This window comes from Undibacterium cyanobacteriorum (assembly GCF_031326225.1).
In the GTDB taxonomy this organism is placed as follows: Bacteria; Pseudomonadota; Gammaproteobacteria; order Burkholderiales; family Burkholderiaceae_D; genus Undibacterium; species Undibacterium cyanobacteriorum.
In genome coordinates this window covers 2580876-2606764 of record NZ_CP133720.1, presented here as the reverse complement: position 1 = coordinate 2606764, position 25889 = coordinate 2580876, and the positions used below count along the sequence as shown (strand labels likewise).

Here is a 25889-nt window from a genome sequence, read left to right as displayed (position 1 = left end):
CTTGCCTTCACTCGAAACATCAGATCTGCTGAAGGTTTCCAACTATTTTGGCGGGCACTAAGTCTATTAACGCGTATGTCATCGATAGGCTGACATGTGCGTTAATGGACACAAAATTGAAATCGTCTGGCATTGTCTTGCTGGTATACTTGAGCGCAAGTGCAAGGTCAGATGATCGCAAGGATTTTGTTTCTCTTTCGACAGAATACCGTAAATTGTGCATTCAGTCATAGAGCTTGATGCAAACTCCTTGCAATTTGTAATTTTTTGGCAATGAAATGTCGGTCGTAGAACATCACTTTTCTGCCATTGACCGCCTTTTATTTGTGGCGCCGACGCTAACAAGTTTCTGTAGCGAGCGCTGCTTACTTCCATTGAGGATCAACATACTAATGACAACTTCCGTCACGCTGGTGCCAACTTGGTCTGAACAAATTCAGGCGCAACTTCGGGAAAACGAAACGGTACTCCATATTGTAGAAACTGATCTCGATGCGCGATTGCAATTTCGCTCAGGGGTGATTGTCGTCACCAATCAACGTTTAATGGCACGCTCACCTGATGTAGCCACATGGCAGACTTGGGACTATCAAGACGGTTTGCAAATGCGTCATCATGATCACGCTGGCGTAGGGCATTTGGAACTGTCGAATGCCGACGGCTTGCTCGCGCACTGGCGTTTTACCTTGGGGCAGAATCTGTTGATCATTCGTTTGATGGATGGTTTCAAAGAACGCTTGGAAGAAGTGGTGACTGGCAAGCCAGCGCCAAAAGTTGAGCAAAATACCTGTCCGAGTTGCAAGGCAATTTTAGAACCTGATCAAGAAGAGTGTCCGGTTTGTACCAAGGTAGTTCATACACCGCCATCGACCTGGACTCTTTTCCGCTTGTGGCGTTTCGCTCGTCCTTATCGTTTCCAGCTAGCGATCGGCTTCACATTGATGTTGTTGGGCACGGCGTCACATATGATTCCGCGCTATCTCACCAAGCCTTTGACGGATGAAGTGTTGATTCCATTTCAAAGTGGTCAGCATGTTGAAGTTTCATTGGTCGCGACTTATATCGGCGGCTTATTGGGCGCGGCGGTGCTGGCTTGGCTCTTAAGTTGGGGCAAAACCTATATTTTGGCCTTGGTATCTGAACGTATCGGTGCCGATCTACGTACAGCAACGTATGAACATTTATTGAAACTTTCGCTCGAGTATTTTGGAAATAAACGCACCGGTGACTTGATGTCGCGGATCGGTAGTGAGAGTGATCGGATTTGCGTCTATTTGTCCTTGCATTTGCTGGATTTTGCGACCGACGTGCTGATGTTTTTTATGACCGCGGCGTTCCTCTTGCAAATCAATACGAAGTTGGCTTTGGTGACTCTATTGCCTTTGCCGCTGATCGCTTGGGCGATTCATTTGGTGCGCGACAAATTGCGTACTGGTTTCGAGAAAATTGACCGCGTATGGGGCGAGTTGACGAATGTCTTGGCTGACACCATACCTGGTATCCGTGTGGTGAAAGCTTTCGCGCAAGAGCAACGCGAAGCGACCCGTTTCCGTACAGCGAATAAAAATAATCTGGCGGTCAATGATAAGTTGAATAAGGTGTGGTCCTTGTTCTCGCCAACGGTTTCTTTCTTGACCGACTTGGGTATTCTGGTCGTTTGGGTATTTGGTATCTGGCAAATTGCGCACGAGGAAATTACGGTTGGTGCTTTGGTGGCGGCCGTTGCCTTCATCAGCAACTTCTACGGCCGTATTGATTCGATGAGTCGCATCGTATCCGTGACGCAAAAATCAGCATCGGCGGCGAAACGTATTTTCGATATTTTGGATCATGTTTCTAGCGTGCCTGAACCACAAAATCCGGTGCAGATTAAAGAAGTCAAAGGTCAAATCGAATTGCGTGAAGTGGGCTTCCGTTATGGTAATCGCGCTGTCAATCGTGGCATCAGTTTGAGTGTCCAACCTGGTGAGATGATAGGCTTGGTAGGACATAGTGGTTCTGGCAAGAGTACTTTGGTTAACTTGATTTGCCGCTTCTATGATGTGGCAGAAGGTGCGATTTTGCTGGATGGCGTCGATATTCGTTCGTATCCGGTGTCGCAATATCGCAGCCAAATAGGCTTGGTCTTGCAAGAGCCGTTCTTATTCTTCGGTACGATTGCTGACAATATCGCTTATGGCAAACCGCATGCGACTCGTGAGGAAATCATCGCTGCTGCACGCGCCGCACATGCCCACGAATTCATTTTACGCTTGCCGCAAGGTTACGATTCCATGGTCGGTGAACGTGGACAAGGCTTGTCGGGCGGCGAACGCCAAAGGATTTCTATCGCACGCGCTTTGTTGATTGATCCACGCATTCTCATCATGGATGAAGCAACCGCGTCAGTCGATTCTGAGACCGAAAAAGAAATTCAAAAAGCACTCGATAATTTGGTTCAAGGCCGTACGACGATTGCGATTGCGCATCGCTTGTCGACTTTGCATAAAGCGGATCGCTTGGTCGTCTTGGATCGCGGCGAAGTGGTGGAAGTCGGTAGTCACGATGAACTGATGGCGAAAGAGGGCGCGTATTTCCGTTTGTATGAAGCGCAAGCTCGTAATGAAGCTGCGGCAGCGGTGGCAGGAGAATAAGCATGACAACAGCATTTGAATTACAACGCGATCAATTCCGTAAGCTGGTGCTCACCGATGCCGATGGCAATCATCATTACGACGTCAGTCCCGTTCGTGCATTCCCGATTCAGGCGCCAACGCAGGGAATTTCATTGGTGCTTGAGAATGGGCAAGAAGTCGCTTGGATTGATGACTTAGCCGACCTGAAAGAAGAGATTCGTCAACTGATCGAAGGCGAACTCGAAGGCCGTGAGTTTATGCCTGAGATTTTGCGGATCGTGAGTGTGACGAGTTTTGCGACACCTTGTACCTGGCAAGTAGAGACCGATCGTGGCAATACGCAATTTGTCTTGAAAGGCGACGAAGACATTCGTCGTATCGGTAAAGACTCACTCTTGATTTCGGATAATCACGGCATTCACTTTTTGATTCGCGATATGTTTGGCATCGATAAACATAGCCGCAAAATCCTTGATCGTTTCTTGTGATCGTCAAGCTAGGTGATTTGAGTTTTCTTCGAGACTGATCGATTGTTGAGTTAGTCAGTTGAGGACAAAATTTAAGCGAAATAACTGAACTGGACCATCCTCCCAGTTCAGTTGTTCTTGCAATTGAAAGCCGAGTTTTTTCAGTAAATTCGCAGACGCAAGATTGCTTGGTGAGACAATCGCGTAGAGCTCCTTGAAGTTGAGACCATTTTTTGCCCAATCAAGAATGCCGCGGCACGCTTCTTCGGCAAAGCCTTGACGCCAGAAATCAGGCAAAAAAGCGTAGCCGATATCGACTCCTGGTAAATTGTCGCGCTTTACCAAACCGCACAAACCAAGTTTTGCTTGGTCGCTTTTTCTCTCGACGAGATAGAGACTAAAGCCGAGTTTTTCTTGAATATCTTGATGGCCGGTTGTGATCGCCTGTTGCGCTTGCTCAATGGTACGGATGCCTTTGTCGCGAATGTTCTTGATGAAGGAAGCATCGTTGACTAAGGAGAGATAAAACTCGGCGTCTTCGACGCTGAGCGTACGCAGACTGAGGCGTTCCGTATCGACAAAGTATTGGAGCTTGGCTGTGTTTTGCAATTGGGCTTCCTTTATGGCTGCGGTACAATGTCGTATGGAACTCGTCGGATGTTTGTTAATCTTCGATGGATTTTCGATGCCGTAGCGCAGTCGATTTGAGTGCGGCTGAAGCTTAGCATATCCAAATTGAGGCGTCGATTTAGGATGTTGCAAACGGGCTTTAACGCTGCCTTTCCCTGGTAGATTGTTGGTAGGCATACTTGGTTTTTGATTTTGAATTCTTCGTTTAGGACTTACGCAAAATGAAACTTGCAACGCTAAAAGACGGTACCCGTGATGGCCAATTGGCTGTGGTTTCTCGTGATCTGAAAACCGCCCAAATCGCTGATGGCATTGCTCGCAGTTTGCAGCATGCGCTTGACGATTGGAATTTCATTGCGCCGCAGTTAGAAGCGGTTTACGAGCGTCTGAATGCTGGTCGCGGCATTAATAGTTTTGACTTTGATCCTAAAAATTGTATGGCGCCATTGCCACGTGCGTTTCAGTGGGCAGATGGCTCATCGTATGTCAATCACGTTGAATTGGTGCGCAAGGCTCGCAACGCAGAAATGCCTGAGAGTTTTTGGCATGATCCCCTGATGTACCAAGGCGGTAGTGATGATTTTATTGGCCCAACGGACGATATCGCTTTGTTATCTGAAGAGTGGGGCATCGATTTCGAAAGTGAAATCGCCGTGATCACTGGCGATGTGCCGATGGGTGTGAAAGTACAAGAAGCGCAGGAACACATTCGATTATTGATGCTGGTCAACGACGTCTCTTTGCGTAATTTGATTCCTGCGGAATTAGCGAAAGGTTTTGGATTTTTCCAATCCAAGCCTGCTTCGAGTTTTTCGCCAGTGGCGGTAACGCCAGACGAATTAGGCGAGTTTTGGAAAGACGGTAAGGTGCATTTGCCTCTGCGCTCGACATGGAATGATGTGTTAGTTGGTCAGCCCAATGCTGGTGTGGATATGGTTTTTTCCTTCCCACAGTTGATCACACACTTGTGCAAAACGCGTAATGCTCGCGCTGGCACGATCGTCGGATCAGGCACAGTGTCGAATAAAGATCCCAAGAAAGGATTTAGCTGCATCGCAGAAAAACGCGCACTTGAAATGATCGCGAACGAAGGTCAAGCGACCACAGAGTTTATGAAATTCGGTGACAAAATTCGCATCGAGATGTTGGATAAAAATGGCAAATCCATCTTCGGTGCGATTGAACAAAGCGTAGTGGAATATCACCGGGATTGATTGATGGGTTTGCATGCTTGCGTGCGGTGACACGTATGTTAGGCGGTGTTTGACCCATGATCTTGGGTGATTGATCATGGGTACTTTCGCGCGAATTCCAATTCTCTTAGATGCCAAAACGTGTTGTTGGAATTGCTAGAACGCATAGCCTCGCTTTCAGCTGTGAGCCAAATATGTGGATCGAGCATGCTGAGATCGCTCATCGTCTTGATGGTCAAATCGCCCTCAACTCTATATACTTCAAATAACATATCAATCCTGTTGTTATGACTTGCTTTCTTATAAAGGAGGCAGCGTACTTTTCCAATACGGGACTTCAACATGAATCTACATCAATTGCGTTTTGTGCGCGAAGCGGTGCGTCAAAACTTTAATTTGACTGAAGCAGCGAAAGCGCTGTTCACTTCACAGCCAGGCGTGTCCAAAGCGATTATCGAACTCGAAGAAGAGCTCGGTATCGATATATTCGCTCGTCACGGTAAGCGTATTCGCGGCTTGACGGAACCAGGACGTGCGGTACTGAAGTCGGTCGAAATGATCATGCAAGAAATCGATGGCTTGAAACGCATCGGCAAAGAGTTCGCCGCGCAAGACAGTGGTAGCTTCACGATCGCAACCACCCATACCCAAGCGCGCTACGCCTTGCCAAAGTTGATTCAGACTTTCATGCAGAAATATCCCAAAGTGCGCCTGTCTTTGTTGCAAGGTAGCCCTAAACAAATTGCGGAAATGGTGATGCGTGATCAAGCGGATTTGGCAATTGCGACCGAGGCGATTACTAATGTCGATGGCCTCGTTTCTATGCCTTGCTATCAATGGGAGCACGTGGTGGTGGTTCCAGTTGATCACCCGCTGTTAAAGAGCAAGTCGATCGCACTTGAGGAAATTGCCAAGTATCCTTTGATTACCTATGACACGGCGTTCGCTGGGCGCAGCAAAATCGATCATGCCTTTGAGGTCAAACAGCTCAAGCCCGATGTTCTGCTGGAAGCGATTGATGCTGACGTGATTAAGACTTATGTCGAATTGGGAATGGGAGTCGGCATTATCGCCGGTGTGGCTTTCGATGCGGAACGCGATACCAATTTACGTGCGATTCCGGCCGGCCATTTGTTCGGCATGAACGTTACGCGGGTCGCCGTTCGGCAAGGCGCGTATTTGCGTAGCTACATGTATTCTTTCATTGAGCAGCTTTCGCCGAGCATGAATCGCAAGTTGATCGATCAAGTCATGCAGGGTGGTAAAGACAACTACGACCTGTGATGAAGCATAGTGGAAAAGGTCGATTGAGCGAAATCGTCGTTGTTGATGTGAGCGTGACGAGCCTCTGCTTAAGTTGAAGAATTTAAAGAATTGGAAAAAGTCGGAAAGAAGAAGCTATGGCAGAAAATAGTTTGGCTGCGTATTACGCGGCTGTCGCAGAGATTTATGAAGACAAGTATCTGGAACCTGATTTGGATGAAGATGCTGAGGCGGCGGCTGAGCATGTCAGCGAGGCACTCGCGAATCACGAGGTTTTGGAGCTTGGTTGTGGTACGGGATATTGGACCGAAGCGATCGCGGAAAATGCAAAGTCGGTACTCGCCACGGACATCAATCCCATCATGTTGGAGATTGCCCAAGAGCGTGAATTCGTTTTGGAGAACGTTGAATTCGCCGAGCTCGATTGGCTGAATCCTGAGCTACCAGAAGGGCGACGCTTCACGGCCTGTTTTGGTGGCGGTGTTTGGTCGCACATCAAGCGCGAAGACTATACCAAAGTATTTAAGCATCTACGCCAAACGCTTGGCGCTGGCGGTTTCGTGGTCTTGGTGGATGATAATTTCGTGGAAGATTTTACGCCGCCGACCGCACGTACGGATGCCGAGGGTAATACCTATCAGATGCGCCAATTGCCAGATGGTAGTCGCATGGAAGTCTTAAAAAATTTTCCTAGCGATAGTTTCTTGAAAAAGAAATTTTCTGCCGTTGCACGCGATGTGCGTTTGAGCCGTAATGAGTTTTTCTGGATGCTCACTTGCGTGCTCAAATAATTCTTGAGTACATCATATTTTTACCTTGAAATCGCTTGGAGTAGAAAATGGATTTGCAAGCTTGCGCAGCGAAGATTCGCGAGAAGTTAGGGCAGGACAGTAGCCTCAACGCTGTTTTGAAATTTGATTGTGGGTCTGATGGTGTGATCGTGGTCGATGCGATTGTGCGCCCGCATCTCGTTGATCACGTTGATCGTGATGCTGATTGTACCGTGAGCCTGAGCCTGAGTGACCTTGGTAAATTATTGAATGGTGAATTGAATCCAGTGATGGGTTTCATGTCGGGACAACTGAAGCTCGCCGGTGATATGAGTATCGCCATGCGCTTGCAAAAAGTGGTTTGATGTTTGTCTTTTGAGTTGACACAACTTGACTGATAACACGACGAGAAGGCATCAAGTTCGCTTGCTCAAGCAAGGCTGGACATTCGAGGTGCAAGAAAACCAAACGATACTTAATGCAGCACAAGAAGCGGGTATTCGTTTCGTGAGCTCTTGTCGCAATGGGAGTTGTCGTACCTGCCTATGCTTGGTGAAAAGCGGCAGAGTACGACATCTGATTGAGTGGCCCAGCTTAAGTTTTGATGAGAAAGATGACGGTTATGCCTTGGCCTGTGTCGCCACGATAGACAGCGATGTGGAAATCGAAACCGATCAAGCGTTTCTTTTCTGACGGCGTGTCGTCATTAAAAAAATCAATTTTAAAATATCATTTTGCGACGAAGGGCTTGCATTGTGTCTGTAAGCCTTTTTCTTTGGACCAGCATGCACTTAGTTCATCTGTGCTGTTCGGTATGCCTTCTTCATCGAGTTGTATTAACTGGGTTTGCCAGCGTTGCACTGAGGTGCCTTTCAATTCCAGTCGCACAGCCCAACCACGCGCTTGATTGGCGTTGTCCATTGCATCGATCATGAAATTGCCGAGACTGTAGATAATAGGCTTGCCTTTGTATTCTTCGGTATCTTGAATCACATGAGGGTGTCCACCGATGACAGCATCGGCTCCCGCATCAATCATTTTGCGTGCTAGAGCACGTTGCCGAGGTCCTGATCGCAATTCGTTTTCCCAACCCCAATGCATGAAAGGGATGACGATGTCAGCGCTGTACACAGAGCGGGCGTCGCGGATATCTGCGGCAACTTGTTCGTCTTCACTCCAAGCGACCCCAGCATCTTTCGCCGTGGCCTCAAAACTTCTTGGCATAAATTCGTTGTAGCCCAGCAGGGCGATGCGATATCCATTCTTCTCGATGATGAATGGTTTGTGTGCTTGCTGGAGATCATTCCCACCACCAAAGAAACCGATCTGATGCTGTTGCAAGTGAGTCAGCATTTCGCTGAAAGCCTTCGGTCCAAAATCTCCAGAATGATTGTTAGCGATCGATACGGCATCAACATATTTTGCCAAGTAAGGCAAAGTTCTCGGATGCGCACGGAAGTTGAAGTTCTTATCGACCACTTCGCCTTGTAAGGCGACCACGCATTCGAGATTGGCGATTCTCAGGTCGGCGCTTTCAAAAATTCTTTTTACGCCTTTAAACGGATCCGCCCCGCGCTGTATGTGCTCACCAGCTTTGCCATCGAGTACGATGTCACCGACAAAAACAAGGCTCAGCGATTTTTCTGATTTGATTTGGTTCGACGTCGCGGCATGTGCGGAGCTGATGAGACTGGCGAGTAGAGTCGCTACAGCGATACAAAAAAATGTAGCCCGTTTAAACCTAGCTTGCATAAAAGTAGCCTGCATTATTGCGCCTCCAATTTGAGTTCGCAGTTGTATTTCAATTCACGTTCCACTTCGCCGGCATACAAATGGTTTTCCGGTCCCAGCGTTTGCGCTTTGTGAGTGGGCTTGAACGGACCGCGATAAATGGCTTCATGAATCGGTAAATCTTTTGGTGAGGCTTGAAAGTAGGTGTACAACGCGATGTAATTGATTTTGTCTTTGTCGCCAACCATCGCAGCTTTGAATGTGAATCGTCCCCCAATATCGACAGGCTCAATGGCGTAAGGAGATTGCTGTAAGCGAGTCTTGACAACGGTAGTTTGATCCGCGTAGCTCACGAAGCACTGCAGTAGAGGCGCCGCGACAGCCGCTTTTGAATTCGTGCTTGCTTGAGCGATTGCCCAACAAGGGCTTATCGAAAGAAAGATAGAGAGAATAAATCGAAGCATGTAGGTCAATGTGAGCTTGTGGTTAGTCGTTTTTTTGGTTATCTATTGGGAGCCAACAATCCAGCGAAGAAATTTTGAGCAGGAGTTGAATCATAATGTTCAGACAATCTCTTGCGTAAGGAAGTTCATAATTCTGATTGCTCTCAACTGTAACAATTCAACGAGTACTGTTCGAAACAAAGAAGATTATTGTGGAAAATTCACCGCGAAATGCTACTTATTAAGAAAGTTTGAAGTAAAAGTACACTTTATTCAAAATATGTGCGTATAATCGACGAGTCGTTGAAATTCGGGGTTGTAGTGCAGTAACTGCTGTCATTTCATGCTTGGTTGAGACGATGTATCGGGCTTATTTTTTAGCCCACTTTAACTGAAATAGGAAATAGTAATGGCAACAGGTATTGTTAAATGGTTTAATGACTCTAAAGGTTTTGGTTTCATTACTCCTGACGAAGGCGGCGAAGATTTGTTCGCGCACTTCTCTGCGATTCAATCGAACGGTTTCAAATCTTTGAAAGAAAACCAACGCGTTTCTTTCGAAGTGACAACTGGCCCAAAGGGCAAACAAGCTTCTAACATCCAAGCAATCTAATTGCGGCAATGTAGAACAGTCTTGTTCTCGATCCCCGAAAAACCCAGCATATGTGCTGGGTTTTTTTTCGTCTAAATTTTCGATTGATAGGGTGTCGCTTTTTGAGCGTTTTCATTGAAATTCAGCAATATTTCTTACTTTCATCCAAGAAAATATCTATACTCGTAGTTACGTTAAATCAAAGTTGATTTTCGGCAATAGTTTAACTTATGCAGTAGTCCGACTTGTTTCTGGATTTTGAGGTCTCGACCATAAGAGGGAAAGTGTATGTTGAATTTGACGATCAGATTTCGATTGATTGCCACGATGGCCGTTATGGCGATCATGTTAGTTATCGGTGGCTTGATGGGGGCTTATGGCGTCCGTAACAGTAACCAAGTGATTGATGAACTTTATAGTAATCAATTGCCTTCGCTTGAGGCATTGTCGTCGACGCGTATCAATCTCTTGCGAGCTCGTGTCCTTATCGATCGTGGCATTGCACACCCTGAAGCAGGTGATGCGTCTGAATTGATCAAGCGGGTTGAGGGTTATCTTCAAACGTCCGATACAAGTTGGAAAAAATATTTGGGTTTGCCGATGGACGCAGGCGAGGAGAAAACTCTGTCAACTGAGGTTAGTTCCGCCAAAGATAAATTTCTCTCTGATGCTCTTATTCCTATGCTCGCTGCTTTGAAGGCTGGCAATTTACAAGAGGCCGATCAAATTAATTCAAATAAAGTTCCAAAGCTTTATGAAGAGTTTGCGTCGAAGATTGTCAAACTCGATGAAATGCAATTTAACAGTGCGGAAGGCCTGCTGAAAAAGAGCCAATCTGACTTCAAAACTTTTGTCTGGATTGATCTGATTGGTGTGAGTGCCGGTTTGATCGCGGTTTTCATCTCGGCCTATTTCTTGTTGATCGCGATTGCACATCCGCTCAATTTTGTACTCGAACAATTTGAAGCCATTGGTAACGGTGATTTATCCAATCAAATTCGAGCCCGATCAAGCGACGAAATGGGACAGTTGTTGACTGGTTTGGAGAACATGCGGCAGAACTTGGTTCAGACAGTCACTGTGGTGCGACAGGGTAGCTCGTCGATAGCAATCTCGTCGGAGGAAATTGCGAGCGGTAACATGGATCTGTCGTCACGCACGGAGAATCAAGCAGCTAGTTTGGAAGAGACCGCATCATCCATGGAAGAATTGACTTCCACCGTTCAGCAAAATGCGGACAATGCGCGTCAGGCAAATACGCTAGCCTTGAAGGCTTCGACTGTTGCGAGCAAGGGCGGTGAGGTGGTCGGCAATGTGGTTCACACCATGGATTCGATCAAAGAAAGTTCGAAGAAGATTGTCGATATCATTGGCGTCATCGATGGCATCGCCTTCCAAACCAATATCTTGGCTTTGAACGCTGCGGTAGAAGCTGCTCGGGCCGGTGAGCAAGGGCGTGGTTTCGCCGTGGTGGCGTCGGAGGTGCGTAGTTTGGCGCAGCGTTCCGCAAGCGCAGCTAAGGAAATTAAAGAGCTGATTAATGACTCGGTTGAGAAAGTTGAGACGGGCTCACGCCTCGTTGATGATGCTGGCCATACGATGGATGAAATTGTGGTATCTATCAAAGGTGTGGCCGATATCATGGCCGAAATCACCGCGGCGAGCGTGGAGCAGAGTGATGGTATTGCTCAAGTCAATATCGCTATCTCGAAGATGGATGAAGCGGTGCAGCAGAATGCTGCCTTGGTGGAAGAGGCTGCCGCGGCGGCAGGTAGTATGCAGGAACAGGCGAATAACCTTAATTCTGCCGTGAGTATCTTTAAACTCAGTGACAACGATACGTCGGCAAATCAAGCCGCCGCTCGCGCTCGACCTGCTCCAGCTGCAGCGAAGAAACCGGCGAAAGTTGCAGTGAAGTCTTTGCCGAAACCAGCACCGGCGCAAGCGGATTCGGCAACACGACCTTCACGCGCCAATGATGGTAGCCCAGATCAAGATTGGGAAGAGTTCTGAGACTGAGCGTCGAGATTGAATGGGCAAAGGGCGAATATCAAAATTCGCCCTTTTTTGTTGTCGATTGAGTTGTTCTAAGTTTCGCGATAGAGGTGACTGATGGTGGGAAGTGTTCCCACGCTTAGGTCTTATGCTGCCAATAATTCGGTTTGCTATAAGCTGCGCGTAGGTAGTCAACGAAAGCACGAATGCGCAATGGAAGGTGTCGACGCTGTGCAAAGATCGCATAAATGTCATTGCCTGGTGCGGTATATTCATCCAGAACGGTGACCAGTTTCCCTTGTTCGATTTCGCTACCAACTTCCCACATCGAGCGCCATGCCAACCCTTTGCCCGAAAGGGCCCAATCGTGCAAGACAGCACCATCATTGCACACCATATTGCCTTCGACTTTTAAGAGGATATTCTTGCCGTTTTCTCGGAAAGTCCAGCCACGTTGACTTCCATCGCTACTGAAAGTTAAGCAGTTATGTTGGTTTAATTCGTGCAGGCTAACGGGGCGACCATGTTTTTTGATGTAATCGGGTGAGGCTACAACCACGCGTTTGTTATCGGCCAATTTCACGCCGATCAGATTTGAGTCGGTTAAGGTGGCAATGCGAATTGCCACGTCAACGCCTTCACCAATCAAATCGACCACGCGATCACTGAGATTCAAAGTCAGGCGAACTTCTTTGTGTTCCTCGAGGAATGGTGGAATCAGCGGCGCTACGTGTTGACGTCCAAAACCAGCAGGGGCGGAAATGGTGAGCTGTCCGCTAGCTTTAGCACTTCGCTCAGAAACAGAGGTTTCGGCTTCTTCAAGTTCGGCGAGAATTCTTTGGCAATCTTCCAAAAATGCTGCACCCTCGATGGTGAGGGCAATCTTGCGAGTGGTCCGTTGTAAAAGTTTAACGTTGAGTCTTTCCTCTAGTGCGTCAAGACGACGACCTATCATGGCGGGCGCGACGCCTTCCGCTCTCGCTGCGGCGGAAAGACTGCCGCGTGTGGCGACTTCGGCAAAAGTCGAAATCTGCTTAAACTGATCCACCGTTTTCTCCTCGTAAAACCTGTTTATATCGAGCGTTAATGTTGGTCGTCTTCGTTGATCAAGCAAGGACTCTCGAAGTCCTGCCAAAGCATCTCTGGTTGACCTACTGCACTCTATTTGTTTATTTCTCGTCAAAGTCTTGTGACAAAAAAGCGTATATAAATGACATATTAACGCTGATTTGAAACTAAAACGCAAAAATACTGTGATATTTCGGCGTATTATGTTGACGGAAATGTTGAATATACTGCGAATCAAGAAGTGAATTGATTCTTTATTGATGTCGTTTTTTTGTTTTTATTAAATAGTTTTTGCTTTTGCGACTGAATCAGTCAAATTAGACGGAAATTATTGAGACAAATAAAAATATTGTGCAGTGCAATGAATCAATTCAATGATGCAGGTTTTTTCTTAACGCTGAGGCTGCTATGACACAACTACGTTTACCAGAGGGCATGCACATTAGTGCACCTATCGAACCAGGTTTTGAACAGATCTTAACTTTTGAGGCGCTGAGTTTGGTCGCCAAACTGAGCCGTAGCTTCGAGCTGCGTCGCCAGGAGCTATTGGCAAAACGAGTCGAGCGTGCGCAACGGATGGATCAAGGTGAGCGCCCAGATTTTTTACCCGAGACAGCAGCCATTCGTGCCGGCGATTGGACCATCGCGCCGCTGCCTGCTGCTTTGCAATGTCGTCGTGTAGAAATCACCGGTCCTGTTGAACGTAAGATGATCATCAACGCGCTCAATTCTGGTGCCGATAGTTACATGACCGATTTCGAAGATTCGAACACACCAAACTGGCAGAATCAGATTCAAGGACAAATCAATTTGCGTGATGCTGTACGTCGTGAAATCCGCTTAGAGCAAAACGGTAAGACCTATCAGTTGAATGAAAAGATCGCGACCTTGGTGGTGCGTCCGCGTGGCTGGCACCTCGATGAAAAGCATGTAATGGTGGATGGCAAACGTGTTTCGGGCGGCATCTTTGATTTTGCCTTGTTCATGTTCCATAACGCCAAAGAACAGATTGCGCGTGGTGCGGGTCCATTCTTCTATTTGCCGAAGATGGAGTCGCATTTAGAAGCTCGTCTGTGGAACGATATTTTTGTGATGACACAAAATGAGTTGGGTCTGCCGCAAGGCACGATTAAGGCGACGGTTTTGATCGAAACCATCGTTGCTGCGTTCGAGATGGATGAGATTTTGTATGAACTGCGCGAGCATAGTTCTGGTCTCAATGCAGGTCGTTGGGATTACATTTTCTCGTGCATTAAAAAGTTCAAGAACGACAGTGATTTCTGCCTCGCTGATCGTGCGAAAGTCACGATGACAGCGCCATTTATGCGCGCCTATGCTTTGCTGTTATTGAAGACCTGCCATAAGCGAAATGCGCCAGCGATTGGTGGTATGTCGGCCTTGATCCCCATTAAGAATGACCCCGAGAAAAACGAAGTCGCGATGGGCGGTGTTCGTAGTGACAAGGCACGTGATGCTGGTGATGGCTATGATGGTGGTTGGGTCGCACATCCGGGTTTGGTTGATTTAGCGATGACCGAATTTAAGAAGGTCCTCGGCGATGCACAGAATCAAATCAGTAAGCAACGTCCTGATGTCGAAGTTAGCGCCGCAGATCTTCTGAATTTCCAACCAGAGACACCAATCACCGAGGCAGGTTTGCGTTACAACATCAACGTTGGTATTCACTACCTCGGCGCATGGTTAGCAGGCAATGGGTGCGTGCCGATTCACAATTTGATGGAAGATGCCGCGACTGCAGAGATTAGCCGTTCGCAAGTCTGGCAGTGGATACGTTCTAGCAAAGGCAAACTGGAAGATGGACGTAAGATCACCGCTGACATGGTGAAAGCGATGATTGTTGAGGAGTTGGTGAAAGTGAAGCAAAGTGTTGGCGATGGCCCGACTTATGATCGCGCTGCCAATATTTTTGAAGACATGTCGACCTCTGCTGCCTTCGCTGAGTTCTTGACGCTACCATTGTACGAAGAGATCTAAAGCAATGACTTCAAAGTTTCAGTATGGTCGGATCATAACTTTGAGTTGGGTTTAAGTAGAGTGAGAGTAGAAGTCAGACCCACGGCTTCTACTGAAACGAAGCTCATGAGTTTCGAGTGGGAGCGAGGAGAAGCGTGTAGCGCCACAAAGAGGGCGTCGCACGTAGAGGTGTTGCTCGTTGCGGAGATAAAAGCGAACGAATGCAGCAGCACTGAAAGCAAAAGGAAAATGGGGTTCAGTTTTTAAAGCTGAACCCCATTTTTTTGTGCTGCCTGCCGTAAATTCTTAGTGCAAATTTACTTCAGTTTTCGCTGCAATCTTAGGCTGATGGCGGAACGTAGCCTTGCGCCGCATCGGCACCGTCGCCGAAAAAGTGTTTTTCCATTTGTGTCGCGAGATACTTGCGTGCACGCACATCGGCTAAGTTCAGGCGATTTTCATTGACCAACATGGTTTGATGCTTGATCCATGCTGCCCAAGCTTCTTTCGAAACACTATTGAAAATCTTTTGACCTAATTCACCAGGGTAAGGTGGGAAATCTAAGCCTTCTGCTTCTTTGTCTAATTTGATGCAGTGGACCATACGGGCCATGGTAAAACTCCTTCAATGAAACTGTGATTGGATACTGCAAATTGCGGTGGCGTGATTATACGGCGCTTTTGCTCGCTGCGTCGCCGCCCAATTAATCGAAGTCGTGTTCGCGATGCATTCGCTTACAGTTGCTTGATCAAGACCAAGGATTTGCGTTGCCAGTTGTACATTTTCTGACGATCTTTAGGGAGGTCGTCGACAGTCGCTTGGACAAATCCTCGTTTCAAGAACCAGTGCGCGGTACGAGTCGTCAGCACGAAGAGCGAATGGAAACCGGCACGGCGTGCGCGCTTTTCAATATGCTTCAAAATGCGTTCGCCATCGCCTTGGCTCTGGACTTCTGGATTTACTGTTAAACAGGCCATCTCGCCCATTTTGTCGAATGGGAAGGGGTATAGCGCAGCACAACCGAAAATCACTCCGTCATGCTCGATGACTGAGAAATAATTGATTTCACGTTCGATCAATTCACGACCGCGTTTCACCAAGGTGCCGTCGGCCTCGAGTGGTTCGATCAATTTAATGATACCGCCGACGTCTTCGATCGTCGCTTCGCGCAAGCTTTCGAGATTTTCAGTCGAGACCATGGTGCCGACGCCATCATGCGTGAATAACTCGAGCAAGGCAGAGCCATCGATCTTGTAAGGCACGATGTGAATACGCGGTACGCCGCCACGTGAAGCTTTGACCGCGTGTTCGAGATAAAAACTGGCATCGGCAGGAAGGTAGTCTTTCTCTAATTCCGATTCAGCTTGTTTGAACGAGAGTTCACGAATTTCATCGCCATCTTGATCCACCATCATCGGCGTCTCAGAGATGATAATCAATTTGTCGGCACGTAAAGCCGTGGCAGCTGAAACTGCCACATCTTCCATGGTCAAGTTGAAGGCTTCGCCAGTAGGTGAGAATCCCAGAGGCGAAAGCAAGACCAAACTGCCGGCATCCAAAATGCGACCGATCGTATCGTAGGCGATTTTTCGGGTGACACCAGTGAGTTGAAAATCAACACCATCGACGATACCAATCGGCTTTGCGGTGATGAAATTGCCCGAGATAATGCGGATCGCACTATGGGCCATCGGTGTGTTCGGCAAACCTTGGCTGAATGCTGCTTCGATATCCAAGCGCAACTCACCCGCGGCTTCTTTCGAGCATTCCAAGGCTGCTGTGTCGGTAATCCGCACGCCATTGTGAAAGCGGCCCTCGACATTACGCAATGCCAGCTGTTCGGCAACTTGCGGACGGGAACCATGCACGATCACAATTTTGATGCCGAGTGCATGTAGTAGCGATAAATCCTGTGCCAAAACGGGCAGGGCGCCAGCGACCACGAGCTCTCCTGGGAAGGCGACCACAAAGGTTTTTCCTCGGAATGCATGAATATACGGCGCGACTGAGCGCAGCCAATGAACGAATTGAACAGAATTTTCCATACTCGAATTATAATCGCAGGACTATGTCATCTCACAAAACAACAAAAAATTCTCCTGAAAAAGTCGCCTCCGATCTACGCCAGCTGCGTGATCAGCTGCGCCAAACGGCGCAAGAGGTCAATAAACAGCAGCCGTTTCGCAAGAAAGAATCGATCGCGAGACCAATGAACGAGTCCGAAGTCGCGGAAAAGCGTGCAGAAAATGCAAGCACACGCGGCCGTCGTCCGCCCGCACCGGCCAGAACCGCAAATTCTGCGAAAGCTGTAAATTCAGCCAATCGAACTCCGCGTCGCGATCAAAACGGGAAGCCGGCCGTTGCCGCTCGAACAGGTCCTCATGAGAGGGCGGACAAGGCTCGCCCACACAATGTTGCGACGGACCTGGCTACCGAGAGTTTGCGCAATCCTCTCCCGCCATTGACCTTCCCTGAAGAGTTACCCGTTTCAGGCAAGCGCCATGAAATCGCGCAAGCTTTATTGCAGCATCAAGTGATCATCGTTTGTGGTGAGACCGGTTCGGGAAAAACCACGCAGTTGCCGAAGATTTGTTTGGAACTTGGGCGTGGGCAAAAGGGCTTGATTGGTCACACCCAACCACGTCGTATCGCCGCATCATCAACCGCCAAGCGTATCGCGCAAGAATTGAATTCGCCTTTGGGTGAACATGTCGGTTTTAAAGTGCGTTTCACCGATACCCTCAGTAAGGGCGCCTCAGTCAAGTTGATGACCGATGGGATCTTGTTAGCGGAAACGCAGAATGATCCGCTGCTGCGGCAATACGATACGATCATCATCGATGAAGCCCATGAGCGCAGCCTGAATATTGATTTCCTTTTGGGATATCTGAAACAGATTTTGTCCAAGCGTCGCGATTTGAAAGTCATCATCACCTCTGCGACGATTGATGCTGAACGTTTCTCCAAACATTTCGCGCAAGGGAATAAACCTGCTCCTATCATCGAAGTATCGGGGCGCTTATATCCTGTCGAGATCCGCTACCGCCCGATTCAAGAGACCGAGAAAGATAAAGATCGCGATTTAATGGTGGCGATTACGGATGCGGTCGATGAGTTAGCACGATGCGGCTCAGGTGACGTGTTGGTCTTCCTGCCAGGTGAGCGAGAAATTCGCGATGCTGCCGAAGCGCTGCGCAAACATCATCCACCACATGTGGAAATCTTGCCTTTGTTTGCGCGTCTGTCCGTGCAAGAACAAGAACGCGTTTTAAAGACCTCGAATGCGCGTCGTATTGTATTGGCCACCAATGTAGCGGAAACATCGTTGACCGTGCCTGGCATTCGCTACGTGGTTGATGCGGGATTGGCACGCGTGAAACGCTATAGTTACCGCAACAAAGTGGAACAGTTACAGGTCGAAGCGATTGCTCAATCGGCCGCGAATCAACGCGCCGGTCGATGCGGGCGTGTGGCAGCAGGTGTCTGTATTCGTCTGTACGACGAGCAAGAGTTTAAGCAGCGTCCGGCTTTTACGGAACCTGAAATTTTGCGTTCATCCTTGGCGGCGGTGATCTTGCGCATGAAGTCATTGCGTTTGACCGATGTCGAAACCTTTCCCTTCATCGAGCCACCTCTAGGTCGCGCCATCGCCGATGGTTACCAGCTGCTGCAAGAGCTGGGGGCAATGGACGACAATAATCAGCTGACTGCGGTTGGACGCGAGCTTGCTCGCTTGCCATTAGATCCGCGTGTTGGTCGCATGATTTTGGCTGCGCGTGATAATCAGGCGCTGGATGAAGTCTTGATTATTGCTGCCGCATTGTCGGTCCAAGATCCGCGTGATCGCCCGATGGATGCGCAAAATGCGGCTGACTTGGCACACAAAAAATTTGCTGATGAGAAGTCGGAGTTCACTTCCTTTCTGAAGATCTGGAAATGGTTCGAAGAGGCGATCGCGCACAAAAAGAGTAATCGGCAATTGCAAGAAAATTGTCGCGAAAATTTTTTGAGTCAACTACGTCTGCGCGAATGGCGCGAAGTGCATTCACAGCTGCTCACGATAGTGAAAGAGCAGGGTTGGCGTGTGAATGAACTCCCCGCCACCTATGAGCAATTGCATCTCTCTTTGTTGACAGGCCTATTAGGTAATATCGGTTATAAGTCCGATGAAGAAGCCCATTATCTTGGTGCCCGTGGCATCAAGTTTTTTGTGTGGCCGGGTTCATACTTAGCGAAGAAAGCAGGACGTTGGATCATGGCCGCGGAGTTGGTAGATACGACACGCTTGTATGGTCGCTGTTTAGCGCAAATTCAATCGGAATGGTTGGAGAAAGTCGGCGGCCATTTGTTGAAAAAATCCTACGGCGAGCCGCGCTGGGAGAAACGCACTGGGCAGGTTTCTGGCTTTGAACGCGCCACTTTGTATGGTCTGGTGGTGTATAGCCAAAGACGGATTCAATACGGCTTGATTCACCCTGAAGAGGCGCGTCAGATTTTTATTCGTGAAGCACTTGTTGAAGGTGACTTTGATACCAAAGCACCGTTCCTAGCCTTCAATCAAAAGTTGGTGCGCGAGATTGAAAACATCGAACATAAATCCCGCCGTCAAGACGTGTTGGTCGATGATCACTTAATCGCTGCTTTTTACGATAAGTTACTACCTGCCGGCATTTACAATGCAGTGCTATTCGAGCAGTGGTATAAGGAAGCCAGTAAGACACAAACGAAGCTGCTATATCTCAACAAAGATGAGTTGATGCGGCATGAAGCGGCGGGTGTAACGACGGATGTGTTCCCGAAAACCATGCAAGTTGCCGGCGTGCCGCTGCAGCTGTCCTATCATTTCGAGCCGGGAAGTCCGCGTGATGGTGTAACGCTGTGGGTACCTTTGTACTCGCTCAATCAAGTGTCGAATGATCGCTGCGAATGGTTAGTGCCAGGCATGGTGAAGGAAAAAGTTCAACTGTTGTTGAAATCCCTGCCGCAGAAAATACGTCGCCATTGCGTGCCTTTGCCGGACTATGCGGCAGGCTTTTGTGATCGCAATGAATTCGGTAAAGGGAATTTCCTAGAGACCTTGATCGCCGATATTCGTGAGCAAAAAAGCTTGCAATGTTTGACCACTGACTTCAAGTTTGAAATGCTGCCACCGCATTTGAGTATGAACTTCAAGGTCTTGGATGAGCACGGTCGCCAGCTTGATATGGGACGTAATCTCGCAAGTCTGCGCGCTGAATACGGCACGCAAGCACGGCAAAGTTTTCAGAAGCTGGCAAGCGCCGAGAAACTTGCTTTACTCGACACGTCGGCTGGCGCTCATTCCGACTCCAGTTCACGCAATACCGCGGCACAAGTCTCTGCAGCACCAATACCAACTAGCCCGGGGAAAGCGAAGGCTAATGTCACCGCAACAGGTGGCACAACGTCGGTCATGCAGCAAGAGACACTGACCACATGGTCGTTTGGCGAATTACCAGAATTGCTTGAAGTGCAGCAGGGCAAACAAAGTTTGATTGGTTTCCCAGCCTTGTTCGATAAGCAAAGCCATTGCGTCATCGAAGTATTTGATGATCCTGATGAAGCATTGCGCGTGCATCATGTTGGTTTGCGACGTTTGTTCGCCTTACAGATGAAAGATCAAATCAAATATCTGGAAAAAAACATCCCCAATTTGCAGCAAATGGGAATGCAATTTATGTCGTTGGGTACGCAAGAAGAGTTGCGCGAGCAGATTATTACGAGTGCGCTCGATCGCGCCTTCATGCAAGCACCATTGCCGAAAAATTCGGGTGAATTTAATCAACGGCGCGAAGAAGGCAAAGCGCGTTTGAATCTCTTAGCCAATGAGATCGCGCGACTCGCCTCGGTGATTTTGACTGAGTACTACGGCTTACCGAAAAAGCTGCAAGGCTTAAAGGCTCATCCGCAAGCAATGAACGATATGCAGCAACAGTTGCAGCAGCTATTGACCAAGCGCTTTGTGGTCGACAATGATTACACGCAGTTGGCGCATTTCCCGCGTTATTTGAAAGCGATGGCTGTGCGCATGGATAAGCTGCGCGCAGATCCAAGTCGCGATACGAAGTTGATGGCGGAGTGGAGTAGCGTGGCACAAGCGTGGCAGCGTACTCCAAAACGAACGGGAGCAGATGCGGATCCGAAGCTAACGGAATTCCGTTGGTTGCTGGAAGAGTTGCGCGTCTCGCTTTTTGCGCAAGAGTTGCGGACGCCGATGCCGGTGTCTGTGAAGCGTTTGCAGAAGGTGTGGGAGAGTATGCAGCGTTAGGGCCCAATATCCATAAGACCTTCATTGTGATTGGGTGGTTACAATCAAATTAGAAGGGTGACTCTAATTCGAATGTGGTCTTAAGGATGGAAGTGTTTGAGGTAATTCCATCATTGGCGTGTCCAATCAGAACTTTTGCCGAGGCGCGTTACCAAGTCTTTGTTTGACGCGCCTTGGTCCAATCGGCCATCGCACCTTTTGTATCGATCTGCAATTCATCGGTCGTCATGAACAAATACTTGTTGCCGACGCGGCCACGATAAACATTTTTTGATTCAGAGACCATTCGGGTCACTGCGGCAAGATTCCACACTTCATCCATATTGCAACTGAAGGTCGGTTCTAAAAAGTGTGGATGCCGATGAAAGCGTCCCCAGTTGCGTGCCTGACGTGCGTGAATTTGCTGGTTTTTACGTAGCTTTTGCGCCCATGCCCAAGTGAATTGCCCAGTAATTTCGTCGTACACGCCGATACTTTGGAAGTGGCATGTGGCCGTTCGGTCGCCAGCGAATTTGAAGACAATGACTCCCGCATCGAGGTCTGCGGTCCATCCCATTTCTTTACCATAGCGCCAACTAGCCGCGTGAGTTCGATTGTGATCAATCATCTCATTGAACGCAGATTGAATGAATTGGCGGGTGTCTTCCTCTGGCGGTTTTGCAGAACCAGAGCTGAAGAAAGAAAGAAGAAAATTTTTAAACTTGTTCATCGCACAACCATCAAAAATGCAGTCAATTCTCCAGGCTGCTGTGATTCTTCGCCCGAGCTAACTGATTCCCTCGATTATAGCAGCTTTGACCTTGTGCTTAAATTGTAGGCAATGCAAGATTTGTGAGTGATGGCCGAATTGCGAAACATTTTGTCGATGTTTGTAGAAAGTCAGAACCGCATTTTGAAATTGATTTGATTGAGTCGTCCCACGAGAAAAACAATTAAACAAGAGTAAAGAACACAGGCGATTGCACCATAAAAACCGGAGAGACCGTGAATTGGATTGCTAACTTTGAAGACCTGCAGGATACCTGCGACAACAAAAGGCATGAGATAGCAAATCAGTGGATTACTAGCGACTGGGTACACGAGATTTGCCAGTTTTCGCTGACACCGCATGTCAATCTGGAAGTAGAGCAAACAGTAGATTGCGACGCAAAGTGCTGCCGAATACATACACCATGTTGGCGTGGCATAGATCTTAGAAATTGGATAGGCGTTATGCAGAGCGAAAGCGAAAAACAATAGAACAAGACTAAACTGCATGGCTTTGCTTAATCGCACAATCGCACTGACGGAAGAGCCGTTGTAAAAAAATAGAGTACTTGTCAGGAGGCCACATAGAACAATACTACTGTGAGCAGCATGGGCATCTTGGCTCAGGAAAATGTTCAGCGCTGGGGAGAATAATATGGCGCTATGGCTTGCAGCATAGTAGGCGATCATGCCAAGCAAGGCGACGCCAATTTTCATCAAACATGGACCGGTCACTAAATAAACCAGAGCGCTTACTAAATAGGCCCACCCGATAAGGCCTAGTATTCCCCACCACTGCGGGCTCATCCAAGACTGAGTTTGGTCACCATGATAAATCGAGGCGAGAGCGGCCAGAATAAAGATTCCGAGCAGTCGACCGCCAATATTGACGAGCTGATTTTTAAATTGATAGACGCCCCAAATGAGCATGAACGCGAGGTAGGACGTTAAGGCCCATGCTCCAATTGAAATCGGCATGCGCGCCTCGTCGTAGCCAGCCTCTGCATTCACCATAAAGAAACCCATCGTAATCAGGCCAAGCGCACGTAGAAAGATATGCTGAACGATCTTTAAGTTTGAGTCGCCAGCTTTTTTTCGCGCTTGCACTCCAAAAGGAATCGACATGCCGACAATGAATAAGAACGCGGGGAAAATGACGTCAGGCAAACTCATCGCATCAGCATGTGCCGGCATGTGTTTGAGCCATTTCGATATTCCCGGGACCCCGTGCAGTTCATTGACGATGATCATGAAGAAGAAAGTGAGACCGCGAAAGCAATCAATTGACTCTATTCTTAACTTTGGCTTCGCTTGAGTTATTTGGTTCATAGATTTGTTCTCTGACCGAGTTTAGGCATACAAATTACGTTTAGCTCATGACGCATGTAAAACTATTTTGAGAACGGATTTGGTTCGCAGCTATCTTTTTTCATGTTTGGTACTGGCACGAGTGGTAATTTAAAGGTCTCGGTTTAACTCTGGTAATAAAAGATGGTGATGTTTAAGACGCTTCGATCGTGTTCTTGGGTTCTTGTAATCGTGAGTTCTGTTCGTTGTTTGTAACTCTCGCAAAGTCAACCGTGGCAATCAACGATCGGGAGACAATATGAAGATACTGTAGCGTATTTTCACGTATTGAAAAATTCTAGGAAGAAGCTAAGCGCGCAGCGGTAACACCACTTCGAACGGTTGTCTCGAGCGTAGCAGGGTAGTCTGAGTGTGTGTAATCGCCTGCCAAGAAAAGATGCGCGTAGGCCGTTGTTTGCTGGGGGCGCTTTAGATTCGGTGTGCAGCGGAAGGTTGCTCGCTTTTCTGTGATGATGCGTGACCAAAGTGGATTCTCGAGCGCAGGCATCTTGAAATCATTTGCCAACTGGCGAGCAATTAGTTTCGAGAGTTCTGCGTGAGGGAGCTCGAACTCTTGTTGGGGGGCGCTGACAACAACAGCGAGCAAACCCGCGTGATCGCTGTGCAGTTGTCCACGATCGAATACGAACTGGCCGAACGCTTGTACGCTCGGGTCGTCACGAAGCGCAAAAAATGGTCGTGCTAGACGCAGTTCTGATGAGTATTGCAAATAGCAGGTGCAAATTGCTTCATATTCAAACTGTGGAATGTCGAAAAGGCCGGTATCTGATTTGAACTGCTCGGTTGACTTTTCGAGAGATGCTTCGAGCGAGTTTTCAAATGAATACTCGATTGGGGGTGATAGTGCTGCTGGCGTTTGGATGCCACTCATCGACGCTAAAAGGCGACGACTCGTCTCAGCAGGTGTAGCGAGAATCAATGCATCGTAATTCACCTCGGGTATCATGGTGCTCGTATTACTTCGAATTCTCCAGAAAGAAGGATGCTGTTCCAGATGGTCAATTCGAGCACCAAGAAAAACACGGCCACCATTTTCTTGAAGTAGTCGAGCACAGGCGTCAGGTAACAATCGACTTAGATCGGTCTTGGGCAGTAGCATGTCAGATGCACTGCGTTTGGCACCTAGGCTGTCTCGAAGGATGGCGAGGAATACTTGTGCAGAAGCGTGTTCTGGTAAGGTGTTGAGAGCAGCGATGCACAGTGGTCGCCACATGAATTCGATCAATCGAGGCGTCTGTTGATAGCGATTCAAAAGTTCACTGACGCTGCAGTCAACGTTGAGTTGCCAATCCATCCAGCGAGCGGTCGTTGAAAAGCGCGCCAAGGCAAATTTGTCTTCGTTGTTTAAACCATGAGCTTTGAGCAGCGCAAATGCGAGGTGTAACGGCGCTGGTAACTTTGGCGCGATAAAGTGCATGCCCGTGCCATTGGGGTACACCATTTGGAGCGGCAAGCGGAGAAAAGAATCGTTTTGCTCTATGCCTAGTCGTTTCAGTAGATTGAGACATTCTCGGTAGGCCCCGAGCAGAATATGCTGGCCGTTATCCAGCATTTTCCCTTCTACTTCAACAGCCCTTGCGCGACCGCCGAGTTGACGGCTAGCTTCATACCAATCGACCTGATGCCCAGCAAAAACGAGCTCTGCGACGGCGGCAGCACCAGCCCAACCTCCGCCAACGACCGCGATGGTTTTCTTGGATGGTTTGTTGATTTTCGAATGCAGCCACATTTGCGGAAAACCCTTAGGCCTTAATGTAAGTTTTCCAAGCCAACCAGAGTTTTCGAATCGGCGTTAGTGAAATGCGTTGATGCAGTACCTTAAACCCATCGTCTTTGATTTCTTCAAGCAGGGCACGATAGATTGCGGCCATGATGAGGCCGGTGCGTTGTGAACGCCGATCTTCCTGCGGTAGTAAAGCGAAGGCTTCTTCGTAGGTTTTCTGCGCACGCTCATACTGGAATCGCATCAGTTCTTCAAATGCGGGACTATATCGTGCATTCAGGATGTCACTTGCAGGCACGCCAAATTGCTGCAATTCGTTGACGGGCAGATAGATGCGCCCTTTACGAGCATCCTCGCCGACGTCGCGAATGATGTTGGTCAGCTGAAAGGCAAGTCCAAGTTTTTCTGCAAATTGTTTGGTTTGTGGATTCTTGATGCCGAAAATACTCGCAGAGAGTATGCCAACGACACCTGCAGCATGCCAACAATACTTTTGAAGTGCGAGGAAATCGAGGTAGCGGTTCTGATTCAGATCCATTTCCATTCCATCGATAATGGCCAACAAATGTTCGCCCTCGAGCTGAAATGCCCCCGTATGCGGTAACAGTGCAGTCGTAACAGGATGGCTAGGCTGTTGTTTTAACATCGATTGAACTTCTTTGCGCCACCAAACGAGTTTGGTACGAGCGACGTGATCGTCACTGCAATCGTCGACTACATCATCGACTTCTCGGCAGAAGGCGTAGAGTGCGGTAATGGCTTTGCGTTTTTCCTGTGGTAGAAACAGAAAGCTGTAATAAAAGCTCGAACCACTTGCTGCGGCTTTTTGTTGGCAATATTCGTCGGGAGACATTCGGCGGTTTCGGGTGAACAGTTGCAAAGGCGTAATCGTAACGGTTTCGAGACTTTAGTACAAACAGGCTTATGAGGAAAATACTGGTTTCATGGTGTCTTGAGACCGAGGCTTGCTACATTTTTACACAAGAAATCAGGGTCGCGCTTTGCATATGTTGTTGTACAATG

21 protein-coding genes are annotated in these 25889 nt (G+C 48.2%); 11 read left to right on the top strand and 10 right to left on the bottom strand.

Annotated features, from left to right (window positions below):
* The first annotated feature begins 392 nt into the window (after nt 1–392).
* Nucleotides 393–2633, top strand: coding sequence for a cyanophycin metabolism-associated ABC transporter (locus RF679_RS10995; protein WP_309480675.1), 2241 nt, complete (start codon nt 393–395; stop codon nt 2631–2633).
* 2 nt (nt 2634–2635) lie between these two features.
* Nucleotides 2636–3103 (top strand): cyanophycin metabolism-associated DUF1854 family protein, encoded by a 468-nt coding sequence (locus RF679_RS10990; protein WP_309480674.1) that lies wholly within the window; start codon nt 2636–2638, stop codon nt 3101–3103.
* A gap of 54 nt (nt 3104–3157) precedes the next feature.
* On the opposite strand, the gene RF679_RS10985 is transcribed toward RF679_RS10990, so the two are convergent.
* A complete protein-coding gene (locus tag RF679_RS10985) occupies nt 3158–3889 on the bottom strand; it encodes a GNAT family N-acetyltransferase (protein ID WP_309480673.1) in 732 nt (243 codons plus the stop codon).
* A gap of 44 nt (nt 3890–3933) precedes the next feature.
* On the opposite strand from RF679_RS10985, the gene RF679_RS10980 reads away from it, so the two are divergent.
* The 5 genes from RF679_RS10980 (at nt 3934) to RF679_RS10960 (ending at nt 7631) form a co-directional block, all read left to right on the top strand.
* Nucleotides 3934–4926: a fumarylacetoacetate hydrolase family protein gene (locus RF679_RS10980; protein WP_309480672.1), complete on the top strand. Its 993-nt coding sequence runs from the start codon at nt 3934–3936 to the stop codon at nt 4924–4926.
* A gap of 321 nt (nt 4927–5247) precedes the next feature.
* Entirely contained in the window at nt 5248–6189 is a 942-nt protein-coding gene (locus tag RF679_RS10975) for a CysB family HTH-type transcriptional regulator (protein WP_309480671.1), read from the top strand.
* A 116-nt stretch (nt 6190–6305) separates the two neighbouring features.
* Nucleotides 6306–6959 carry a class I SAM-dependent methyltransferase gene (locus tag RF679_RS10970; RefSeq protein WP_309480670.1) on the top strand — a complete coding sequence of 218 codons (654 nt, stop codon included), beginning with the start codon at nt 6306–6308 and terminating at the stop codon, nt 6957–6959.
* A gap of 47 nt (nt 6960–7006) precedes the next feature.
* On the top strand, nt 7007–7303 hold the full coding sequence (locus RF679_RS10965) for an SCP2 sterol-binding domain-containing protein (RefSeq protein WP_309480669.1): 297 nt from the start codon (nt 7007–7009) through the stop codon (nt 7301–7303).
* Nucleotides 7304–7391: 88 nt separating this feature from the next.
* Complete coding sequence (locus RF679_RS10960; RefSeq protein ID WP_373921672.1) at nt 7392–7631, top strand: 2Fe-2S iron-sulfur cluster-binding protein; 240 nt, start codon at nt 7392–7394, stop codon at nt 7629–7631.
* 36 nt (nt 7632–7667) lie between these two features.
* Here the strand turns inward: RF679_RS10960 and RF679_RS10955 are convergent, their stop codons facing one another.
* Both RF679_RS10955 and RF679_RS10950 read right to left on the bottom strand, forming a co-directional pair.
* Nucleotides 7668–8690, bottom strand: a complete 1023-nt coding sequence (locus RF679_RS10955; RefSeq protein ID WP_309480667.1) for a CapA family protein — start codon at nt 8688–8690, stop codon at nt 7668–7670.
* Between the two features lie 14 nt (nt 8691–8704).
* Complete coding sequence (locus tag RF679_RS10950) at nt 8705–9022, bottom strand: hypothetical protein (protein WP_309480666.1); 318 nt, start codon at nt 9020–9022, stop codon at nt 8705–8707.
* Nucleotides 9023–9521: 499 nt separating this feature from the next.
* Here RF679_RS10950 and RF679_RS10945 point away from each other — a divergent pair, with 499 nt between their 5' ends.
* Entirely contained in the window at nt 9522–9725 is a 204-nt protein-coding gene (locus RF679_RS10945; protein ID WP_007878889.1) for a cold-shock protein, read from the top strand.
* A gap of 267 nt (nt 9726–9992) precedes the next feature.
* Nucleotides 9993–11717: a methyl-accepting chemotaxis protein gene (locus tag RF679_RS10940; protein ID WP_309480665.1), complete on the top strand. Its 1725-nt coding sequence runs from the start codon at nt 9993–9995 to the stop codon at nt 11715–11717.
* A 121-nt stretch (nt 11718–11838) separates the two neighbouring features.
* On the opposite strand, the gene RF679_RS10935 is transcribed toward RF679_RS10940, so the two are convergent.
* Nucleotides 11839–12747, bottom strand: a complete 909-nt coding sequence (locus RF679_RS10935) for a LysR family transcriptional regulator (RefSeq protein ID WP_309480664.1) — start codon at nt 12745–12747, stop codon at nt 11839–11841.
* A 428-nt stretch (nt 12748–13175) separates the two neighbouring features.
* On the opposite strand from RF679_RS10935, the gene aceB reads away from it, so the two are divergent.
* Entirely contained in the window at nt 13176–14762 is a 1587-nt protein-coding gene (gene aceB / locus RF679_RS10930; protein ID WP_309480663.1) for a malate synthase A, read from the top strand.
* A 319-nt stretch (nt 14763–15081) separates the two neighbouring features.
* Here the strand turns inward: aceB and RF679_RS10925 are convergent, their stop codons facing one another.
* Together RF679_RS10925 and argA are read right to left on the bottom strand one after the other, a co-directional pair.
* On the bottom strand, nt 15082–15354 hold the full coding sequence (locus RF679_RS10925; RefSeq protein WP_309480662.1) for an oxidative damage protection protein: 273 nt from the start codon (nt 15352–15354) through the stop codon (nt 15082–15084).
* A gap of 122 nt (nt 15355–15476) precedes the next feature.
* Nucleotides 15477–16787 (bottom strand): amino-acid N-acetyltransferase, encoded by a 1311-nt coding sequence (argA, locus tag RF679_RS10920; RefSeq protein WP_309480661.1) that lies wholly within the window; start codon nt 16785–16787, stop codon nt 15477–15479.
* Nucleotides 16788–16810: 23 nt separating this feature from the next.
* On the opposite strand from argA, the gene hrpA reads away from it, so the two are divergent.
* A complete protein-coding gene (hrpA, locus tag RF679_RS10915) occupies nt 16811–21028 on the top strand; it encodes an ATP-dependent RNA helicase HrpA (protein ID WP_309480660.1) in 4218 nt (1405 codons plus the stop codon).
* 148 nt (nt 21029–21176) lie between these two features.
* Here hrpA and RF679_RS10910 read toward each other — a convergent pair whose 3' ends face one another.
* The 4 genes from RF679_RS10910 to hpnD all read right to left on the bottom strand — a co-directional run bounded on the left by RF679_RS10910 (nt 21177) and on the right by hpnD (nt 25719).
* Nucleotides 21177–21737, bottom strand: coding sequence for a DUF6882 domain-containing protein (locus tag RF679_RS10910; RefSeq protein WP_309480659.1), 561 nt, complete (start codon nt 21735–21737; stop codon nt 21177–21179).
* Between the two features lie 170 nt (nt 21738–21907).
* Entirely contained in the window at nt 21908–23104 is a 1197-nt protein-coding gene (locus RF679_RS10905) for a DUF5009 domain-containing protein (protein WP_309480658.1), read from the bottom strand.
* A gap of 316 nt (nt 23105–23420) precedes the next feature.
* Nucleotides 23421–24872 carry a hydroxysqualene dehydroxylase HpnE gene (hpnE, locus tag RF679_RS10900; protein ID WP_309480657.1) on the bottom strand — a complete coding sequence of 484 codons (1452 nt, stop codon included), beginning with the start codon at nt 24870–24872 and terminating at the stop codon, nt 23421–23423.
* Between the two features lie 13 nt (nt 24873–24885).
* The gene (gene hpnD, locus RF679_RS10895) at nt 24886–25719 is read right to left on the bottom strand and encodes a presqualene diphosphate synthase HpnD (RefSeq protein WP_309480656.1); all 834 of its coding nucleotides are present in this window, start codon (nt 25717–25719) and stop codon (nt 24886–24888) included.
* Between the last annotated feature and the right edge of the window lie 170 nt (nt 25720–25889).

Bases quoted from the DNA above. Each gene is read 5' to 3' on its own strand.
- aceB (WP_309480663.1), top strand. From the start codon at position 13,176: ATGACACAACTACGTTTACCAGAGGGCATGCACATTAGTGCACCTATC.
- RF679_RS10985 (WP_309480673.1), bottom strand. From the start codon at position 3,889: ATGCCTACCAACAATCTACCAGGGAAAGGCAGCGTTAAAGCCCGTTTG.
- RF679_RS10975 (WP_309480671.1), top strand. From the start codon at position 5,248: ATGAATCTACATCAATTGCGTTTTGTGCGCGAAGCGGTGCGTCAAAAC.
- RF679_RS10990 (WP_309480674.1), top strand. From the start codon at position 2,636: ATGACAACAGCATTTGAATTACAACGCGATCAATTCCGTAAGCTGGTG.
- RF679_RS10970 (WP_309480670.1), top strand. From the start codon at position 6,306: ATGGCAGAAAATAGTTTGGCTGCGTATTACGCGGCTGTCGCAGAGATT.
- hpnE (WP_309480657.1), bottom strand. From the start codon at position 24,872: ATGTGGCTGCATTCGAAAATCAACAAACCATCCAAGAAAACCATCGCG.
- RF679_RS10965 (WP_309480669.1), top strand. From the start codon at position 7,007: ATGGATTTGCAAGCTTGCGCAGCGAAGATTCGCGAGAAGTTAGGGCAG.
- RF679_RS10980 (WP_309480672.1), top strand. From the start codon at position 3,934: ATGAAACTTGCAACGCTAAAAGACGGTACCCGTGATGGCCAATTGGCT.
- RF679_RS10955 (WP_309480667.1), bottom strand. From the start codon at position 8,690: ATGCAAGCTAGGTTTAAACGGGCTACATTTTTTTGTATCGCTGTAGCG.
- hpnD (WP_309480656.1), bottom strand. From the start codon at position 25,719: ATGTCTCCCGACGAATATTGCCAACAAAAAGCCGCAGCAAGTGGTTCG.
- RF679_RS10925 (WP_309480662.1), bottom strand. From the start codon at position 15,354: ATGGCCCGTATGGTCCACTGCATCAAATTAGACAAAGAAGCAGAAGGC.
- hrpA (WP_309480660.1), top strand. From the start codon at position 16,811: ATGTCATCTCACAAAACAACAAAAAATTCTCCTGAAAAAGTCGCCTCC.
- RF679_RS10910 (WP_309480659.1), bottom strand. From the start codon at position 21,737: ATGAACAAGTTTAAAAATTTTCTTCTTTCTTTCTTCAGCTCTGGTTCT.
- RF679_RS10905 (WP_309480658.1), bottom strand. From the start codon at position 23,104: ATGAACCAAATAACTCAAGCGAAGCCAAAGTTAAGAATAGAGTCAATT.
- RF679_RS10945 (WP_007878889.1), top strand. From the start codon at position 9,522: ATGGCAACAGGTATTGTTAAATGGTTTAATGACTCTAAAGGTTTTGGT.
- RF679_RS10940 (WP_309480665.1), top strand. From the start codon at position 9,993: ATGTTGAATTTGACGATCAGATTTCGATTGATTGCCACGATGGCCGTT.
- argA (WP_309480661.1), bottom strand. From the start codon at position 16,787: ATGGAAAATTCTGTTCAATTCGTTCATTGGCTGCGCTCAGTCGCGCCG.
- RF679_RS10995 (WP_309480675.1), top strand. From the start codon at position 393: ATGACAACTTCCGTCACGCTGGTGCCAACTTGGTCTGAACAAATTCAG.